At 70.8% G+C, this 16,841-nt stretch carries 15 protein-coding genes, 1 tRNA gene and 1 pseudogene; 6 read left to right on the forward strand and 11 right to left on the reverse strand.

From position 1 onward, the window contains the following. A pseudogene (locus NCC78_RS06915) lies at window positions 1–270 on the forward strand (hypothetical protein); the annotation flags it as partial. Between the two features lie 4 nt (window positions 271–274). On the opposite strand, the gene coaE reads toward NCC78_RS06915, so the two are convergent. Both coaE and rpsA read right to left on the reverse strand, forming a co-directional pair. Next, window positions 275–1,456 carry a dephospho-CoA kinase gene (gene coaE / locus NCC78_RS06920; protein WP_250792568.1) on the reverse strand — a complete coding sequence of 394 codons (1,182 nt, stop codon included), beginning with the start codon at window positions 1,454–1,456 and terminating at the stop codon, window positions 275–277. A 129-nt stretch (window positions 1,457–1,585) separates the two neighbouring features. Next, on the reverse strand, window positions 1,586–3,076 hold the full coding sequence (rpsA, locus tag NCC78_RS06925; RefSeq protein ID WP_250792515.1) for a 30S ribosomal protein S1: 1,491 nt from the start codon (window positions 3,074–3,076) through the stop codon (window positions 1,586–1,588). A gap of 379 nt (window positions 3,077–3,455) precedes the next feature. On the opposite strand from rpsA, the gene NCC78_RS06930 reads away from it, so the two are divergent. From NCC78_RS06930 to NCC78_RS06940, 3 genes are all read left to right on the forward strand, one after another. After that, window positions 3,456–4,262, forward strand: coding sequence for a class I SAM-dependent methyltransferase (locus NCC78_RS06930; RefSeq protein WP_250792517.1), 807 nt, complete (start codon window positions 3,456–3,458; stop codon window positions 4,260–4,262). 131 nt (window positions 4,263–4,393) lie between these two features. Next, a complete protein-coding gene (locus NCC78_RS06935) occupies window positions 4,394–4,615 on the forward strand; it encodes a hypervirulence associated TUDOR domain-containing protein (protein ID WP_250792519.1) in 222 nt (73 codons plus the stop codon). After that, window positions 4,602–5,030 carry a DUF3140 domain-containing protein gene (locus NCC78_RS06940; protein ID WP_250792522.1) on the forward strand — a complete coding sequence of 143 codons (429 nt, stop codon included), beginning with the start codon at window positions 4,602–4,604 and terminating at the stop codon, window positions 5,028–5,030. The genes NCC78_RS06935 and NCC78_RS06940 overlap by 14 nt, the downstream gene beginning before the upstream one ends. A 98-nt stretch (window positions 5,031–5,128) precedes the next feature. Here the strand turns inward: NCC78_RS06940 and polA are convergent, their stop codons facing one another. From polA to NCC78_RS06980, 8 genes are all read right to left on the reverse strand, one after another. Further along, complete coding sequence (gene polA / locus NCC78_RS06945) at window positions 5,129–7,828, reverse strand: DNA polymerase I (RefSeq protein WP_250792524.1); 2,700 nt, start codon at window positions 7,826–7,828, stop codon at window positions 5,129–5,131. 140 nt (window positions 7,829–7,968) lie between these two features. Then, window positions 7,969–8,679 (reverse strand): ABC transporter ATP-binding protein, encoded by a 711-nt coding sequence (locus NCC78_RS06950; protein ID WP_250792526.1) that lies wholly within the window; start codon window positions 8,677–8,679, stop codon window positions 7,969–7,971. Further along, entirely contained in the window at window positions 8,669–9,574 is a 906-nt protein-coding gene (locus NCC78_RS06955; protein ID WP_372495077.1) for an ABC transporter ATP-binding protein, read from the reverse strand. The genes NCC78_RS06950 and NCC78_RS06955 overlap by 11 nt, the downstream gene beginning before the upstream one ends. Window positions 9,575–9,581: 7 nt before the next feature. Next, the gene (locus NCC78_RS06960) at window positions 9,582–10,736 is read right to left on the reverse strand and encodes a branched-chain amino acid ABC transporter permease (RefSeq protein WP_250792529.1); all 1,155 of its coding nucleotides are present in this window, start codon (window positions 10,734–10,736) and stop codon (window positions 9,582–9,584) included. Then, complete coding sequence (locus NCC78_RS06965) at window positions 10,733–11,683, reverse strand: branched-chain amino acid ABC transporter permease (protein ID WP_250792531.1); 951 nt, start codon at window positions 11,681–11,683, stop codon at window positions 10,733–10,735. Before NCC78_RS06965 ends, NCC78_RS06960 begins: the two co-directional genes overlap by 4 nt. Window positions 11,684–11,778: 95 nt before the next feature. After that, entirely contained in the window at window positions 11,779–12,945 is a 1,167-nt protein-coding gene (locus tag NCC78_RS06970; protein ID WP_250792533.1) for a branched-chain amino acid ABC transporter substrate-binding protein, read from the reverse strand. 259 nt (window positions 12,946–13,204) lie between these two features. Further along, window positions 13,205–14,395, reverse strand: coding sequence for a hypothetical protein (locus NCC78_RS06975; protein WP_250792535.1), 1,191 nt, complete (start codon window positions 14,393–14,395; stop codon window positions 13,205–13,207). A gap of 62 nt (window positions 14,396–14,457) precedes the next feature. Then, window positions 14,458–15,078: an ANTAR domain-containing response regulator gene (locus tag NCC78_RS06980; RefSeq protein WP_250792537.1), complete on the reverse strand. Its 621-nt coding sequence runs from the start codon at window positions 15,076–15,078 to the stop codon at window positions 14,458–14,460. 95 nt (window positions 15,079–15,173) lie between these two features. Between NCC78_RS06980 and NCC78_RS06985 the strand changes: the two genes are divergently transcribed. After that, a tRNA-Leu gene (locus tag NCC78_RS06985) sits at window positions 15,174–15,257 on the forward strand. 416 nt (window positions 15,258–15,673) lie between these two features. Further along, window positions 15,674–16,039: a hypothetical protein gene (locus tag NCC78_RS06990; protein WP_250792539.1), complete on the forward strand. Its 366-nt coding sequence runs from the start codon at window positions 15,674–15,676 to the stop codon at window positions 16,037–16,039. Between the two features lie 255 nt (window positions 16,040–16,294). Here the strand turns inward: NCC78_RS06990 and NCC78_RS06995 are convergent, their stop codons facing one another. Further along, a complete protein-coding gene (locus NCC78_RS06995; protein WP_250792541.1) occupies window positions 16,295–16,798 on the reverse strand; it encodes a MarR family winged helix-turn-helix transcriptional regulator in 504 nt (167 codons plus the stop codon). Window positions 16,799–16,841: the final 43 nt, after the last annotated feature.

Below are 16,841 nucleotides of genomic sequence, written 5' to 3' on the forward strand. Positions count from 1 at the left end.
CGGGCCGGCGGGTCGACCCGGCCGCGGGGCGCCGCCCTGCGGATCCGCGCGGACACCCTCGCCGGGAAGACCGTCGACGTGGTCGAGCTGCGCACCTCCGGGGCGCCGCTGCGCTACTGGATCGACTCCTCCGGGCTGCTGCGCCGCCTGGAGCTGCGCACCTCGGCGGGCGCCTGGGCCCAGCTCGACCTGACCCCGGGCGCGGTGCCCCGACTGACCCCGGCCGCACCGGCGCCGAAGCGCCCGCCCCGGCCGGCGCGCGGCCGGTGACCGGTCAGGGACGCCAACCGGTCTGCGCGGCCCACTCCTCGGCGCGCAGGTGCTCCTCGTCGAACCACGGGTCGTTCGCCGTGCCGTACGCGGCACCGCCCGGGGCCGAGGCGGACAACTCCCGCTTGAGCAGCAGGTACGCCGCCCGCTGGTCCGGGTCGGCGCGCAGGTGGTCGCGCATCAGCAGCGCGTGCCGCCAGCCCGGCGAGTCCACGGCGCGGACGTGCACGTTGACGGGACGGGCCGGATCGGCGGCGCCGTGCAGCCGCTTCTCCCACCGCTCGCCGCCCGGCGGACGCGGGTCGTCCCACCACTCGCCGGGCACCCGCGGGAAGCCGGCCTCGCCGAGGCGCCGCGCCAACGCCCCGTCCGCCTCGGCGAGCGTGGGCACCGTGAGCTGGATGTCGATGACGTCCGCGGCCGCGAGGCCGGGGACCGCGGTCGAACCGATGTGGTCGATGCGCAGGTCGGCGGGGGCGAGCGCGTGCCGGATCCGGGCGGCCAGCCGCGCGTACTGCTGCGGCCAGGTCGGGTCCGCCTCGGTCAGCTCGACACGCTGCGGGCCGCCCGCCCGCCGCGCGCGCAGGTTGGCCTCGTAGGGACCCAGCCGCTCCCGCCACAGCGCGTCGACCGCGGCGTGCAGCTCCGCCAGGCTGCCGTCGTTGGTCAGCACCACGTCCGCCGCGGCCCGCCGCCGGGCGTCGTCGGCCTGCGCGGCGATGCGCCGCTCGGCCTCGGCCCGCTCCATCCCCCGGTCACGGGCCAGCCGCGCCAGGCGGGTCGCCACGGCCGCCTGCACCACGACCACCAGGTGGTACGTGGGCGCGAGCCCCACCTCCACCAGGAGCGGAACGTCGTTGACCACGACCGCGTCCGGCGCCGCGGCGGCGACCAGCGCGGCGGTACGTGCGCGCACCCGGGGATGGGTGATCGCCTCCAGCCGGCGGCGCGCCGACTCGTCGGCGAAGACCACCGCACCCAGCGCCGCCCGGTCGAGGGCGCCGGCGGGGTCGAGCACCCGCTCGGAGAAGGCCGCGACGATCTCGGCCAGCCCCTCGGTGCCCGGCGCGACCACCTCCCGGGCCACCCGGTCGGCGTCGATGACCACCGCGCCCCGTTCGGCCAGCCGGGCCGCCACGGCGCTCTTGCCGGACCCGATCCCTCCGGTCAACCCCACCATCAGCACCGGACCAGTCAACCTGATCACGCTTGCGCTGCCAAACCCGCCGCGCGCCAAGCCGGCGCAACGGCGAAGGCCCCGCCCCCGGCGATCGTGTGATCGCAGGGGACGGGGCCCGTCGTCGTGCTCAGCGGGTCACTTGCCGCCGGCGAGCTTCTCCCGCAGAGCGGCGAGCGCCTCGTCGGTGGCCAGGGTGCCGGCCGGCTCCTCGGCCTGACGGCTCGGGGCCGCGGTGGTCGTGGTGGTGGTGCCACCGGTGACGGGCGGAGCCGGGTTGGCAGCGGCCTCGGCGTCGGCCGCGCGAGAGGTCTGCACCTGCTTGGTGTGGGCCTCCCAACGCTGACGCGCCTCGGCGTACTGGTTCTCCCAGGTCTCGCGCTGCTTGTCGTACCCCTCGAGCCACTCCCCGGTCTCCGGGTCGAAGCCCTCCGGGTAGATGTAGTTGCCCTCGGCGTCGTACGTCGCGGCCATGCCGTAGAGGGTCGGGTCGAAGTGCTCCTCGCCCTCGACGAAGCCCTCGTTGGCCTGCTTGAGCGACAGCGAGATCCGGCGGCGCTCCAGGTCGATGTCGATGACCTTGACCATGACCTCGGAGCCGACCTGCACGACCTGCTCCGGGATCTCCACGTGGCGCTCGGCCAGCTCGGAGATGTGGACCAGGCCCTCGATGCCGTCGTCCACCCGGACGAAGGCGCCGAACGGCACCAGCTTGGTGACCTTACCCGGCACGATCTGCTGGATCGCGTGGGTGCGGGCGAACTGACGCCACGGGTCCTCCTGGGTCGCCTTCAGCGACAGGGAGACCCGCTCGCGGTCCAGGTCGACGTCCAGGACCTCGACCTCGACCTCCTGGCCCACCTCGACGACCTCGGACGGGTGGTCGATGTGCTTCCAGGAGAGCTCGGAGACGTGCACCAGACCGTCCACGCCGCCGAGGTCGACGAACGCGCCGAAGTTGACGATCGAAGAGACGACGCCCTTGCGGACCTGGCCCTTCTGCAGCTTGTTGAGGAACTCGGTGCGCACCTCGGACTGCGTCTGCTCCAGCCAGGCACGGCGGGACAGGACCACGTTGTTGCGGTTCTTGTCCAGCTCGATGATCTTGGCTTCGAGCTCACGGCCGACGTACGGCTGCAGGTCGCGCACCCGCCGCATCTCGACCAGGGAGGCCGGCAGGAAGCCGCGCAGCCCGATGTCGAGGATGAGGCCGCCCTTGACCACCTCGATGACCGAACCGCGGACGACGCCGTCCTCGTCCTTGATCTTCTCGATCGTGCCCCAGGCCCGCTCGTACTGCGCCCGCTTCTTGGAGAGGATCAGACGACCCTCCTTGTCCTCCTTCTGGAGGACCAGGGCCTCGATGTGGTCTCCAACCGAAACGACCTCGGCCGGGTCCACGTCGTGCTTGATCGACAACTCCCGAGAGGGGATGACACCCTCGGTCTTGTAGCCGATGTCGAGCAGGACCTCGTCCCGATCGACCTTGACGACGGTGCCTTCGACAATGTCGCCGTCGTTGAAGTACTTGATGGTCTCGTCGATCGCGGCGAGGAAAGCCTCCTCGGAACCGAGATCGTCGTGGGTGACCCGGGTGGCGCTCGAGGGGGCCTCGATGCTGCTCGTCATGTGGGCGGTTGCTCCGGTCGGATGGTGTGTCACAGCAGGCTGGTGTCGCGGTGACCTGTTCGCGCCAACGGATCCGTCGCCGGGCACACCGAACGATCGCTGAGTGAGATCATGATGTGGCTCCGTCGACCGCGCACCTGCTCCCTGCCGAGGCACACGATCCGCGAGCGCATCGTCTAGCCTACCCGCTGCATTACCACAGCGTGCAAGGCCTCCCACCTCACCGCGACCTCGCCACCTGCGAAAGCGGAGATTTCGACTGGCAGAGGTCCCAGGTGTCGCCTCCGTCACAGCAGCCCCACCGGCCCCGGCGACCGGCCCGTCGAGCCCCACACCGCCCGCCGTCCCGGCCGCCGCGGCGGGGGCCTAGCGTGAGCGGGTGGATGACGAGAGCCGGGTGACCCGACGCCGGGTCGGCGACGCCGAGGCCCGCCGGGCGAACCGCGGCTGGTGGGACGCCGACGCCGACGCCTACCAGGCCGAGCACGCGGCCTTCCTGGGCGAGGTCGACTTCGTCTGGTGCCCGGAGGGGCTGCGCGAGACCGACGCGCGACTGCTCGGCGACGTGGCCGGGCGCCGGGTGCTGGAGGTCGGCTGCGGCGCGGCGGCCTGTGCCAGGTGGCTGGCCACCCAGGGCGCCCGGGCGGTCGCCTTCGACCTCTCCGCCGGCATGCTGCGCCACGCCGCGCACGCCGCCGCCACCACCGGCGTACGCGTGCCGCTGGTGCAGGCCGACGCGCTGGCGCTGCCCTTCGCGGACGGGGCGTTCGACACCGCCTGCACCGCGTTCGGCGCGGTCCCGTTCGTCGACGACTCCGCCGCCCTGATGGCCGAGGTGTTCCGGGTGCTGCGCCCCGGCGGCCGCTGGGTCTTCTCGGTGACCCACCCGATGCGCTGGATCTTCCTCGACGACCCGGGCGAGGGCGGACTCACCGCCGTGCACTCCTACTTCGACCGCTCCCCCTACGTCGAGCAGGACGAGACCGGCGAGGCCACCTACGTCGAACAGCACCGCACCCTCGGCGACCGGATCCGCGAGCTCGTGGGCGCCGGGTTCCGCCTGGTCGACCTGCTGGAACCGGAGTGGCCCGCGGGGCACGAGGGGACCTGGGGGCAGTGGAGCCCGCTGCGCGGCAGGCTCTTCCCCGGCACCGCCATCTTCGTCACCGACAAGCCCGCCAACTGACCTCGAGTTGGTCGCCGGCAGCGCGGAGCCGACGGAGCCGTTCGAGTTCGGGCTGCCGACCGGCGAGATCACCCGGCAGTAACCGCCCGGGCCTGCCGTTTTTTCAGGCGGGGCCGGGGTAGCCAGGGCGTATGGCCGAGCAGAGGGAATTCCGCGAGGGTGACCACGTCTCCTGGGCCAGCCACAGCGGCCGGGCGCATGGGGTGATCAAGGAAAAGCTGATCGACCGGACACACGTGCGCGGACACGCCGTGAACGCGACGGAGGACGAGCCGCAGTACCGGATCCGCAACGACGACTCGGGCCGGGACGTCGCCCACCGACCGGAGGCGCTGCGCCATGAGCCGAAATGACGACGGCCGGGACACCTACCGGGAGTTCACCGAGGCGGTGAACATGAAGCCCCGCGAGCTGTCGACCTGGCTGGAGACCGACGAGTCGAAGCACGTCGGCTGGCGGAAGAGCACCAAAGGCGGCGAGTCGGTGGGCCACGAATCCGGCCGCAAGATCATCGACCTGCTGCGGCGCAAGCGCGGCGACCTCTCCGAGGGCGACTACAAGCACATGCGCAAGGTGGTCGGGTACGTCCGCCGGCACATGGCGCAGCGCCCCTCCGGCAACGTCCGCGACACCAAGTGGCGCTGGTCCCTGATGAACTGGGGCCACGACCCCCTCAAGGGTCCGCTGCCGCCCCCGGGCGGCCCGTCCCGGCGGGCCCTCGAACGGCACGGCACCCCGCCGAAGGAACGCCGGGGACCCGGACGCTGACCAGCACCGCGATCACGGCGCCGACCAGCCACCGATGACCACCCTCGAAACCGCCGCCGCCCAGGGTGACCACGTCGGGGTTCCGGGGCAGCATCGCATCAGTGGTCGGCGCTGTTCCAGTCCCGCCCCTCGCCGACGGAGACCTCCAACGGCACCGACAGCGGGTAGGCCCCGCCCATCTCGCGGCGCACCAGGGCTTCGAGGGCCTCACGCTCGCCCGGCGCCACCTCGAAGACCAACTCGTCGTGCACCTGCAGCAGCATCCGGGAGCGCAGCCCGGCGTCGCGCAGCGCGGTGTCGACGTGCAGCATGGCGACCTTGATGATGTCGGCCGCCGAACCCTGGATCGGGGCGTTGAGCGCCATCCGCTCAGCGATGTCGCGGCGCTGCCGGTTGTCGCTGACCAGGTCGGGCAGGTAGCGGCGACGCCCCAGGATGGTGGAGGTGTAGCCGTCGAGCCGGGCCCGGGCGACCACCTCCTGAAGGTAGTCGCGCACCCCACCGAAGCCGGCGAAGTAGTTCTCCATCAGCCCGCGCGCCTCCTCGGTGCTGATCCCGAGCTGCTGGGAGAGGCCGAACGCGCTCAGCCCGTACGCCAGGCCGTAGTTCATCGCCTTGATCTTGCGCCGCTGGTCGGCGGTGACCTCGTCTAGCGGCACCGCGAAGACCGACGAGGCGGTGGCCGCGTGGAAGTCGGCCCCGGAGTTGAACGCCTCGATCAGCGCGTCGTCCGACGACAGGTGCGCCATGATCCGCATCTCGATCTGGCTGTAGTCGGCGGTGAGCAGGCACTCGTAGCCCTCCCCCACCACGAAGGCCCGGCGGATGCGCCGGCCCTCCTCGGTGCGGATCGGGATGTTCTGCAGGTTGGGCTCGGTCGAGGAGAGCCGCCCGGTGGCCGCCACCGTCTGGTTGAAGGTGGTGTGGATGCGGCCGTCGTCGGAGACGGACTTGAGCAGCCCGTCGACGGTCGACTTGAGCTTGGCGACGTCCCGGTGGCGCAGCAGGTGGGCCAGCACCGGGTGCGGGTTCTGCGCGTAGAGCCACTGCAGGGCGTCGGCGTCGGTGGTGTAGCCGGTCTTGATCTTCTTGGTCTTGGGCAGGCCCAGCTCGGTGAAGAGGATCTCCTGGAGCTGCTTGGGCGAGCCGAGGTTGAACTCCCGCCCGACCGCGGAGTACGCGCCCTGCGCCGCGGCCTTCACCTCGGCGGCGAAGTGCGCCTCCAGCTCCGAGAGGTAGTGCGTGTCGGCGGCGATGCCGGTGCGTTCCATGCCGGCGAGCACCCGCATCAGCGGCAGCTCCACCCCGGCCATCAGGCGGGCGGACTGCTCGCCGTCGCGGGACAGCTCGGCGTCGATCGCGTCGGCCAGGTCGAGGGTGGCCCGGGCCTGGAGCATGAGGTTCTGCTCGGCCTCGCTGTCGTTGCCGAGCCCGTCGAGGGTCAGCTGGCCGTTCTCCGGCGCGTCGACCCGCAGCTCGCGGTGCAGGTAGCGCAGGGCGAGGTCGGTGAGGTCGTAGGAGCGCTGGTCGGGTCGGGCCAGGTAGGCGGCGATCTGCGTGTCGCGCACGATGCCGTCCAGGAACCAGCCGTGCGCGCCGAAGGCGAGCACCGCGGGCTTGCTGTCGTGCAGCACCTTGGGACGCTCGGCGTCGGCCAGCCAACCGGCCAGGGCGGCCTCGTCGGCCGGCTCCAGCCCGCTCGGGTCGAACCAGGCCGCCGCGCCGCCGGCGGTGGCCAGCGCCATGCCGGTGACCGCGGCGGTGTGCCGACGGTTGGGACCGGTGTCGAGCTTGGCGGCGAGCCCCACCGGCGACCCGCCTCGCGTGTGGGTGTCCAGCCAGGCGGCGAGCGCGCCGGGGACGGTGAGCACCTCGCCGGTCAGGTCGAACCCGGCCTCGGCCTCCGGCTCGACCGCCTCCAGGTACTGGTAGAGCCGGTCGCGCAGGATGCGGAACTCGAGGGTGTCGAAGACCTGGTGCACGGCCTCGCGGTCCCAGCCGGCCCAGCGGGCGTCCTCGGGGCGCAGCGGCAGCTCGAGGTCGGAGACCAGGCAGTTGATCTCGTAGTTGCGGATCACGTCGGCGAGCCGCTCCCGCAGGCTGTCGCCGGCCTTGCCCTTGATCTCGTCGGCCCGGGCGATGACTCCCTCGACCCCGCCGTAGGTGTTGATCCACTTCGCGGCGGTCTTCGGGCCGACGCCGGGGATGCCCGGCAGGTTGTCGCTGGTCTCCCCGACCAGGGCGGCCAGGTCGCGGTAGCGCTGCGGGTCGACGCCGTACTTCGCCTCGATCGCCGCCGGGTCCATCCGGGCCAGGTCGGAGACGCCCTTGCGCGGGTAGAGCACGGTGATCTGGTCACCGACGAGCTGGAACGCGTCCCGGTCGCCGGTGCTGATCAGCACCGACATGCCCTGGTCGCGGGCCTGGCAGGCGAGGGTGGCGATGACGTCGTCGGCCTCGTAGCCCTCCTTCTCCACCACCGGGATGCGCAGCGCGGCGAGGACCTCCTTGACCAGGCTGACCTGGCCCTTGAAGTCGGTGGGGGTCTCGCTGCGGCCGGCCTTGTACTCCGCGTAGCGGTCGGTGCGGAACGAGTGGCGGGAGACGTCGAAGGCGACGACGATGTGGGTGGGCTGCTCGTCGCGCAGCACGTTGATCAGCATCGAGGTGAAGCCGTAGACCGCGTTGGTCGGCTGCCCCGTCGTGGTGGAGAAGTTCTCCACCGGCAGGGCGAAGAAGGCCCGGTACGCCATGGAGTGTCCGTCGACGAGGAGCAGGCGGGGGGTCGTAGCAGTCACGGCAGCGACTCTAGTCGCAACGCCCGACATCCCCGGCCCGCGGCACCGCCCGGGCACCGCAAACCCCGACATCAGGGCGGACGCCGGACGGCCGCCCGCCCCCAAAGGGGACGGACGGCCGCCGACGGTACGGGCGTGACTCAGGCCACGCCGAGGTACGCCTCCTTGACGGCCGGGTCGTGCAGCAGTTCCTGCCCCGTGCCCTCCTTGACGATCCGGCCGGTCTCCAGCACGTAGCCCCGGTGGGCGCGCGACAGCGCCTGCTGGGCGTTCTGCTCCACCAGCAGGATCGTGGTGCCCTGCTCGTTGATCCGCGTGATGATCTCGAAGATCTGCTGGATCAGCTTGGGCGCCAGCCCCATCGACGGCTCGTCGAGCAGCAGCAGCCGCGGCCGCGCCATCAACGCCCGACCGACGGCGAGCATCTGCTGCTCGCCACCGGAGAGGGTGCCGCCGGCCTGCTTGCGGCGCTCGGCCAGGCGGGGGAACAAGTCCAGCACCATCGCCATGTCCTCGGCGATGCCGGCGCGGTCCCGCCGGGTGTAGGCGCCCATCTCCAGGTTCTCGATGACCGTCATGCCCGGGAAGACGCCCCGGCCCTCGGGCGCCTGCCCGATGCCCCGGATCACCCGCAGGTCCGCGCGCATCCGGGTGACGTCGGTGCCGTCGAAGACGATGGAGCCCTGCGCCACCGGGCGCAGCCCGGAGATCGCCCGCATCGTGGTGGTCTTGCCCGCCCCGTTGGCGCCGATGAGCGCGACCACCTCGCCCTCGTTGACCACGAGGCTGATCCCGTGCAGCGCCTGGATCCGCCCGTAGAGCAGCGTCAGGTCCTTGATCTCAAGCAGCATCGGTCGGCACCCCCAGGTACGCGGCGATCACCTTCGGGTCGTCCCGGACCTCGGCCGGCAGCCCGTCGGCGATCTTCTTGCCGAACTCCAGCACGACGATCCGATCGGTCACGCCCATCACCAGGCGCATGTCGTGCTCGATCAGCAGCACCGTCGTGCCGTTGTCACGGATCTTGCGGATCAGCCCGAGCAGCTCCTCCTTCTCCGCCGGGGTGAAGCCGGCGGCCGGCTCGTCCAGGCAGAGCAGGGTCGGATCGGTGGCCAGCGCGCGGGCGATCTCCAGCCGGCGCTGCTCCCCGTACGACAGGTTGCGGGCCAGGTCTCCGGCGCGACGGTCGATGCCGACGAAGCGCAACAGCTCGTGCGCCTTGTCGCGACCGTGCCGCTCCTCCTTCCAGTGCCGCGGCAGGCGCAGCATGGCGGCGATGACGCTGGTCTTGTGGTGGGCGTCGGCGCCCACCATCACGTTCTCCAGCGCGGTCATCTCCGGGAAGAGCCGGATGTTCTGGAACGTGCGGGCGATGCCGGCCTTGGTGATCCACGACCGGCGCTTGCCGCTGGTGCGCTGCCCCTTGAACCGGATCTCGCCCTCGGTCGGCCGGTAGACCCCCGTCATCGCGTTGAAGCAGGTCGTCTTGCCGGCGCCGTTCGGACCAATCAGGCCGAGGATCTCACCCTTGTACAGGGTGAAGGTGACGTCGTTGAGGGCGACCACGCCGCCGAAGCGCAGCGTGACGTGGTCGACCTCCAGCAGCGGCTCCCGCCCGGCGGGGTCGGGCGGCGCCGGGGTGGTCGTGGCCGGCTCGGCCGGACCCTTCTCCGGCGGCACCCCGATCGTGCTCCGCCCGTCGGCGGTGATGTCGCGGTCGCTGCTCGCGTCGCGTTCGCTTCTCATCTGCGGCTCACTCATTGGGCACCGTCTCCTGGGGGACCGCTTCCTTGCGGCGGTCGGCGAACTCCGCCGCGCGACGCCGGTTGGGCACAATGCCCTGCGGACGGAAGATCATCATCACGATGACGACCAGACCGAAGATCAGAATCCGGTACTCGGCGGCGTCGAACTCCACGCCGATCAGATCACCGACGCCCCGCAGCCATTCGGGCAGGTACCAGGTGATCGCTCCACCGACGATAGCGCCCTTGATGTTGCCCGCCCCGCCGAGGATCACCGCGGCGAGCACCAGGATCGAGCTCTCCAGCACGAAGCTGTCGGAGTTGATGAAGGTTTGCTTCCCGGCGAAGACCGCGCCGGTCAGACCACCCACCGCGGCGCCGATGGCGAACGCCCACAGCTTGTACTTGAAGGTCGGCACGCCCATGATCTCGGCGGCGTCCTCGTCCTCCCGGATCGCCACCCAGGCCCGACCGACCCGGCTGTTGACCAAGTTCCGCATCAGGAAGATCACCACGATGATCAGTGTGAGGATCAGCCAGTAGTACGGCTTGGAGTCCACCACGCCGAACAACGGCTTGCCGTCCGAACCGGTGCCCGGCGGGTGCGCCACCTCCGGGATGCCCCGCTGCCCCTGCAGGACGCCCTCGTTGCGGGCGGCGTAGAGCCGGATCATCTCGGCGAAGCCGAGCGTCACGATGGCCAGGTAGTCACCGCGCAGCCGCAGCGTCGGCCCGCCGAGGATGACACCGGAGATCATCGTGACCGCGATCGCCACCGGCACCGCGGCCAGCCAGGGCCAGTTCGTCCCGAGCCGGCTCTCCGGCGACGTCAGCAGCGCCACGGTGTACGCACCCACCGCGTAGAAGCCGAAATAGCCGAGGTCGAGCAGGCCGGTAAAACCGACCACGACGTTGAGGCCCACCGCCAGCAGGACGAAGACGGCGGTGTCGAAGAGGACCGCCGCGAAGTCCGACCGGGTGGTGTAGAGGGCGAAGTACTCGCTGCCGATCGGGAAGCCGAGGTACTCGTAGAACCACCGGTTCGGCAGGATGTAGAGGAAGACGACCAACGCCGCCAGGGCGGCCCAACGGAACTGTTTCGGCATGCTCGCCCAGCGGTCCTTGAACCCCGGCGTCCGTTGCTTTTCCACGGTGGCGGTCATGCGCGCGCCCTCCCGAGTGATTCGCCGAGCAGTCCGGTCGGCCGGAACATCAGCAGCACGACCAGCAGCACGAAGCCGGTGAAGTCCTTCCAGTCTCCGCCGAAGAGGCCGGCGGCGTAGTTCTCCGCCACCCCCAGCAGCAGACCACCGAGCAGCGCGCCACGCAGGTTGCCGATGCCGCCGAGCACCGCGGCCGCGAAGGCCTTGAGCCCGATCAGGAAGCCGATGTTGAACTTGGTGTAGCCGTACCGGACGTTCCACAGCAGGGCGGCGACGCCCGCCATGATCCCGCCGAGCACGAAGACCAGCAGGATCACCCGGTTCTTGTTGACGCCCATCAGCGCCGCGGTGTCCGCGTCCTGCGCCACCGCCCGGATGCCGCGGCCGAGCCGGCTGCGGTTCACGAACTGGTCGAGCCCGACCATCATCACCAGGGTCACGCCGAGGATCAGCAGCTGGACATTGGTCACGCCAGCGCCGAAGACGGTGAAGACCGTCTCGGACTTGATCAGTGTCGGCATGCCGAACGGCGCGCGGGCGGTGCCGATGCCGAACGACTCGGCGAGCACAAACGAGGCGCCGATCGCGGTGATCAGGAAGGCCAACGGCGGGGCGTTACGCCGTCGCAGCGGCCGGTAGGCCACCAGCTCGACGGTGACCGCGGTGGCCGCCGAGGCGATCGCCGCGACCGCCAGGCCCGCCAGCAGCGCGAGCAGCAGCGGACCGAAGGCCGGTGAGGGGCTGTTCTGGTTGTAGCCGAGCGCCTCCCACGTCCACAGGGCGGTGAAGGTACCGACCATGAAGACCTCGGAGTGCGCGAAGTTGATCAGGCGAAGAACGCCGTACACCAGGGTGTAGCCGAGAGCCACGAGCGCGTAGATGGCGCCCTGCTCCAGCCCAGTTATGGTCAGTGCCGGGAAGTTCCCGACGAGCTCATCGAAGTTCAAGTGGGGCTCCAACTGTGGCGGTCAAGCGGTGCGGCCGGGAGGAGAACCTCCCGGCCGCACCGTTTGGCATCCCTTGGCGGGACCGGACTAACCGATCAGGCCTTGGGGATCTCGATGTCCGGAACGACCTTGCCCGCGTTGACCTTGAAGGCCCAGACGAGGACCTGGGCCGGGTCGAGCTCGCCGGTGCCCTCGAACTTGTAGGTCACACCGGTGGCGCCGCCGGCCTTGTTGTAGGCCTTGACGAAGGCGAGCAGATCCTCGCGGCTGGCCTTGCCGCTCTTGATGCCCTCAAGGAAGATCTTCGTGATGTCGTACGAGACGTCGGCGTAGGTGCCCGGCTCGGCGTTCTCGAACGCGGCCTTGTAGTCCGTCACGAAGGTGCCCTTGGCCGCCGTGGCCGGGGCGCACGGGCAGGTCAGGATCGTGCCCTCGGCGACCTGCTGGCCGGCGACGGAGATGAAGTTGGCGTCGTTGACGCCGTCACCGGCGACCATCGTGCCCTTCCAGCCGGCGCCCTTGAGCTGCTTGAGCAGCAGGCCCGCCTCGGTGTAGTAGCCACCGAAGAAGAGGACGTCCGCGCCGCTGCCGACGATCTTGGTGACGACGGCGGAGAAGTTGGTCTGCTTGACCTGGACCTTGTCCTCACCGGCGACGGTGCCGATGATCTTCTTGACCTCGTCCACCAGGCCGGCGCCGTAGGCCGACTGGTCGTCGACCACGTAGACCTTCTGGGCCTTCATGACGTTCTTGATGTAGCGACCGGCCGCCGGGCCCTGGGAGGTGTCGTTGCCGACGCCCCGGTGGAAGATCTTCCAGCCCTTGGTGCTCAGGCTGGGACGGGTCGCCGAGGGGGTGATGATCGGCAGGCTGACCTGGTTGAAGATCGGGTCGGCCACCTCGGACTCGCCCGAGAACGCCGGGCCGACGATGCCGACGACCTTGGTGTCACTCGCCGCCTTCTGGGCCAGCGGCGCGGCCTTGGCCGGGTCACCCTGCGAGTCGTACTCCTCGAGGTTGACCTTGCAGTCGGCGTTCTCCTTGTTGTACTGGTCGATCGCCAGCTTGGTGCCGTTACGCATGTGGATACCGAGACCCGCGGCGTCGCCGGTCAGCGGGCCGAAGAATCCGAGCTTCAGATCACAGGCGGCCGAACTGCCGCCGCCTTCGCTACCACTGTCAGCCTTACATGCGGCGGCGCCACCGAAAACGAGCGCGCTGATGGCTACGCCACTCAGCACCCGTGCGAGCTTCTGCCTCAAGGCCCGAACCCTCCTCCGTCCCATGGCCCGAACCACCCGCTGCCAACTGGCTCTTGCGGGGGCGGACGAACCAGACCGTCGTCGCCGGTCTGGGGCCGGACGTTATCCCACCGGTGAGCTGTGACGTAAGCCCCAGGGGTCTGGGTTGACCGAACCGTTACACGCCGTGGCGGATTGGAAACGATGGCTGTAAGAACCTTAGATCATGAAGGGCTTTCACCTTTGTTTCGTAGGTAACGAGCAACCGGCCTTCGACCCGCTACCGATCGGCCGTCGGCACCCCCGCCCACCAGGCACGAGACCCCAAACCGTCGTCGGCAACCAACAACAGACGATCACCCCACGACGCCACCGCCAGCGCCGCACCGCCGGCATCCGGCACCGCCACCGGCAACGCCACCGCCCGCCATGAATCACCCGAATCGGCGGATAGCCACACTCCGTGACCGCGACCGTCCGCGACGACCACCACCAGCGCCCGCCCGGCGGCCACCAGAGAACCCACCGACGACACCCCCGGCCCGGCCCCGCCGAACCGGCCGCCCGGACGCCAACCCAGCCCCACCAGCCGCCAGGCCCCGAACCCGCCAGGCACCGGACCGACCGCCACCGCTGCACCGCCGACCGACGCCACCCGCTGCGCCTGCCCCTGCCCGTCCGGCGTCGGCAGCACCGCCCGCCGCCAGACCCGCCCGTCCGACGAGGTCCACGCCAGCGGCACCAACGCCGCACCCCCGAGCGGCAGCACCGCCCCCACCACCAGCCACCCCGACGACACCGCCGTCGCGTCATACGCGAACGTGCCACCCCGCTCGTCGCCGGCCAACTCCGCGACGCCCTCCCGTGGCGTGAAACCCTCCGCGTCCGGCGAGGTCCAGACCGCCGCCCCGTCGACCCGGGTCCCCACGACCAACCACCCCGCCGGGCCGGCGGCCAGCCGGGAAACGCCCACCGCACGCGGACCGCCATACCACTCCAGGGGGGCCGCCACCTCCCGCAACGTCCCACCCGACCCCTGCACCCACGTGCCGACGCGCGGATTGCCGTGCACGCCCCCGCTCTTCGCCCCGATCGCCGCCACCCGCCCAGCCCGACAGGCCACCGCCGAGAACACATGCTGCCGGCCGTAGAACGACGACGCCGCCACCGGCAACGGCGACCAGGACGTGGCGTCCGAGCTGACCCACGCGGCCGGCCTGGTCCGCCCCGCCGCATCGGCCACCCCGCCCACCACGAACCACCGGCCGTCGCAGGCCACCGCGTCGCGCACCATCAGCCGGCCGGTCCCGCCAGGTGGCGTCGGCAGGGTCAGCGACCGCCACGCCGGCCGCAGCGGCTCCGCCTCAGGGACGTCCGGCTCCACCCCGTCGCTGTCCGACTCCCCCGGCACACACCCGGTCAGAAGCACGGCGAGGACGGCGAGCAGCGCCACCAGCGGCCGGGCCGACATGGATCAGATGCTATCGACCGCCCGCCCGCGCGACGGCCCCCTCCGGGGCGCGGCCTGCGAAGTCAGGGGGCCGGCTGGGCGACCTCGCCGCCAGCGGTCTCGGCGAGAATCCGCTCGGCGACCTCCTTCATGGTCATCCGGTGGTCCATCGCCGTGCGCTGGATCCACTTGAACGCCTGCGGCTCGGTCATCCCGTACGTCGTCATCAGCGCACCCTTGGCGCGCTCGACCGTCTTGCGGATCTCCAGCCGGTCGGTCAGCCCGGCGACCTCTGCCTCCAAGGCGGCGACCTCCGAGTAGCGGGACAGGGCGATCTCCACCGCCGGAACCAGGTCGCTCTTCTGGAACGGCTTCACCAGGTACGCCATCGCGCCGGCCGCCCGGGCCCGCTCCACCAGATCACGCTGGCTGAACGCGGTCAGGATGATCACCGGGGCGATCCGGGCGCCGGCGATCCGCTCGGCGGCGGCCAGGCCGTCCATGATCGGCATCTTGATGTCGAGGATGACGAGGTCGGGCTTCAGCTCCTCGGCGAGCCGAACGGCGGTCTCGCCGTCACCGGCCTCCCCGACCACCTCGTAGCCCTCTTCGACGAGCATCTCGGCGAGGTCCAGCCGGATGAGCGCCTCGTCCTCGGCGATCAGTACGCGCCTGCGCTCGGCATCCGTCTGCGTCTCGGCCACGAGCCACTCCCACCATCGTTCCGGGCACGGTTACCACCCATGCTCCCGCACGAGCCTAGTCGGGTACAGTGAGCCACACCTCCGACAGGGGTACCGCCGGGATGGAGGAAGCGGCAGACTCGGATGCCTCAAAAGCATCTGCCCGAGAGGGCGTGCGGGTTCAAGTCCCGCTCCCGGCACTTTTGTCATACACCTGTTCGATGATGCGGGCGTGCACCCACCTGAGATGCGAGTGCGTGCTCGCGCTCTCCGCGAGCGCGGGCACACGCTACATTCCGTAGCCCGTACCCTGTCCCTGCCTTACACCACCGTCTGGCACTGGTGCGTCGACCGGCCGGAACCGGCCGTTGTCGGCACGGCGCTGCGGTGCTTCCGCTGCTCCCCCGAAGTCCGCGATCCGACAGACCCGGGCGCTTATGCCTATCTGCTGGGCCTCTACCTCGGCGACGGTCACCTCGCCGTCACACCGAAGGTTCCCGTGCTGCGGATAGCGTGCACGACGGCATATCCCGACCTCGTCGGCACGTGCGCCCGAGCGATGCGCGCCGTGCTGGCGTCGAAAGTGCAGCAGATCCCGAAACACGGATGCGTCTCCGTGGAGAGCAGCGGTGTCCACTGGCCGTGTCTGCTCCCTCAGCACGGGCCGGGCAAGAAGCACAAGCGCCCGATCCTCCTCACCGACTGGCAGAAGGAAATCGTCACCGCCCATCCCGGCGACTTCGTCCGGGGCTTGTTCCACTCAGACGGCTGCCGGACCAGCAACCGCGTGACGGTGCGCGGCAAGGAGTACGTCTACCCCCGCTACATGTTCAGTAACGAGTCCGCCGACATCATGGGTCTCTGCCAGTGGGCGCTGGACCTGCTCGGCATCGCCTGGCGGATGAACCGCCGCAACTCGCTCTCCGTCGCCCGCCGGGAGGCCGTCGTCGCCCTCGACCGCCACGTCGGCCCGAAGTCCTGAGCGGGGGCGTTCCGCCGACCGGCGCCGGCGGGGTCGAGACCGGGCGGCAACACCCGAAGCTCCGCGAGATCAGCCACCGGCTCTTGGCGGCTTGGGCACGTCGAGCACCTTCTCAGCGGATTCAACGCCCACCGAACCGGCGACGCGGCAGAGCCCCCGCGCTCGAGGCCGACCGGCGGCCCGCCGGGCACGCAGCGGGTGCCCCCGCGCAGCCAGTCCGGCCGCGTGGGCGGTGCTGTGGGGTCGAACCGCCGCTCACCCTTGTTGCGGCGACTGCCCACCGTCGCGGGGCCATGGCGTGCCCTGGCTGGTCTCGACGTCGATGTTGAAGCGTCGGAGCAGTCGCAGGAAGGTGCGCTGATCGTCCTCGGCCCAATCGGCAATCACCTCCGCCAGTCTGCCCTGGAAGTAGGCCCGGTCCCGGGCCAGCATGGCGAGCCCGTCCGGGGTCGGCCGCAGTTTGCGGGCGATGCCTCCGGCGGGGTCTGGAATCCGATCGACGAGCCCCTGCCGGAGCAGGGCAGCCGTCTGCCGGTTGATCGTCGAGACATCGAGGTTGAACGCGTCGGCCAGCTCGCGCAGGGACATCGGCTGCTGCACCTCGAGCCGGCTCAGCACCAGAAAGGCCGAGCGGTCCAGCAGTCCCCGGCCGGCGCGGTCGTTGCCGGGTAGGACCTCATACCGGCTCAGCAGGGTCAGCTCGAGGTCGAGGCCCTCGACGGAGTCGCGTTGGTCACGTCCGGTTCGATTGCGCGGCACGATGTGTAGCGTACACATCATGTGCATGGAGCACAACGACCGC

This window comes from Micromonospora phytophila, assembly GCF_023656545.1.
Classification (GTDB): Bacteria; Actinomycetota; Actinomycetes; order Mycobacteriales; family Micromonosporaceae; genus Micromonospora; species Micromonospora phytophila.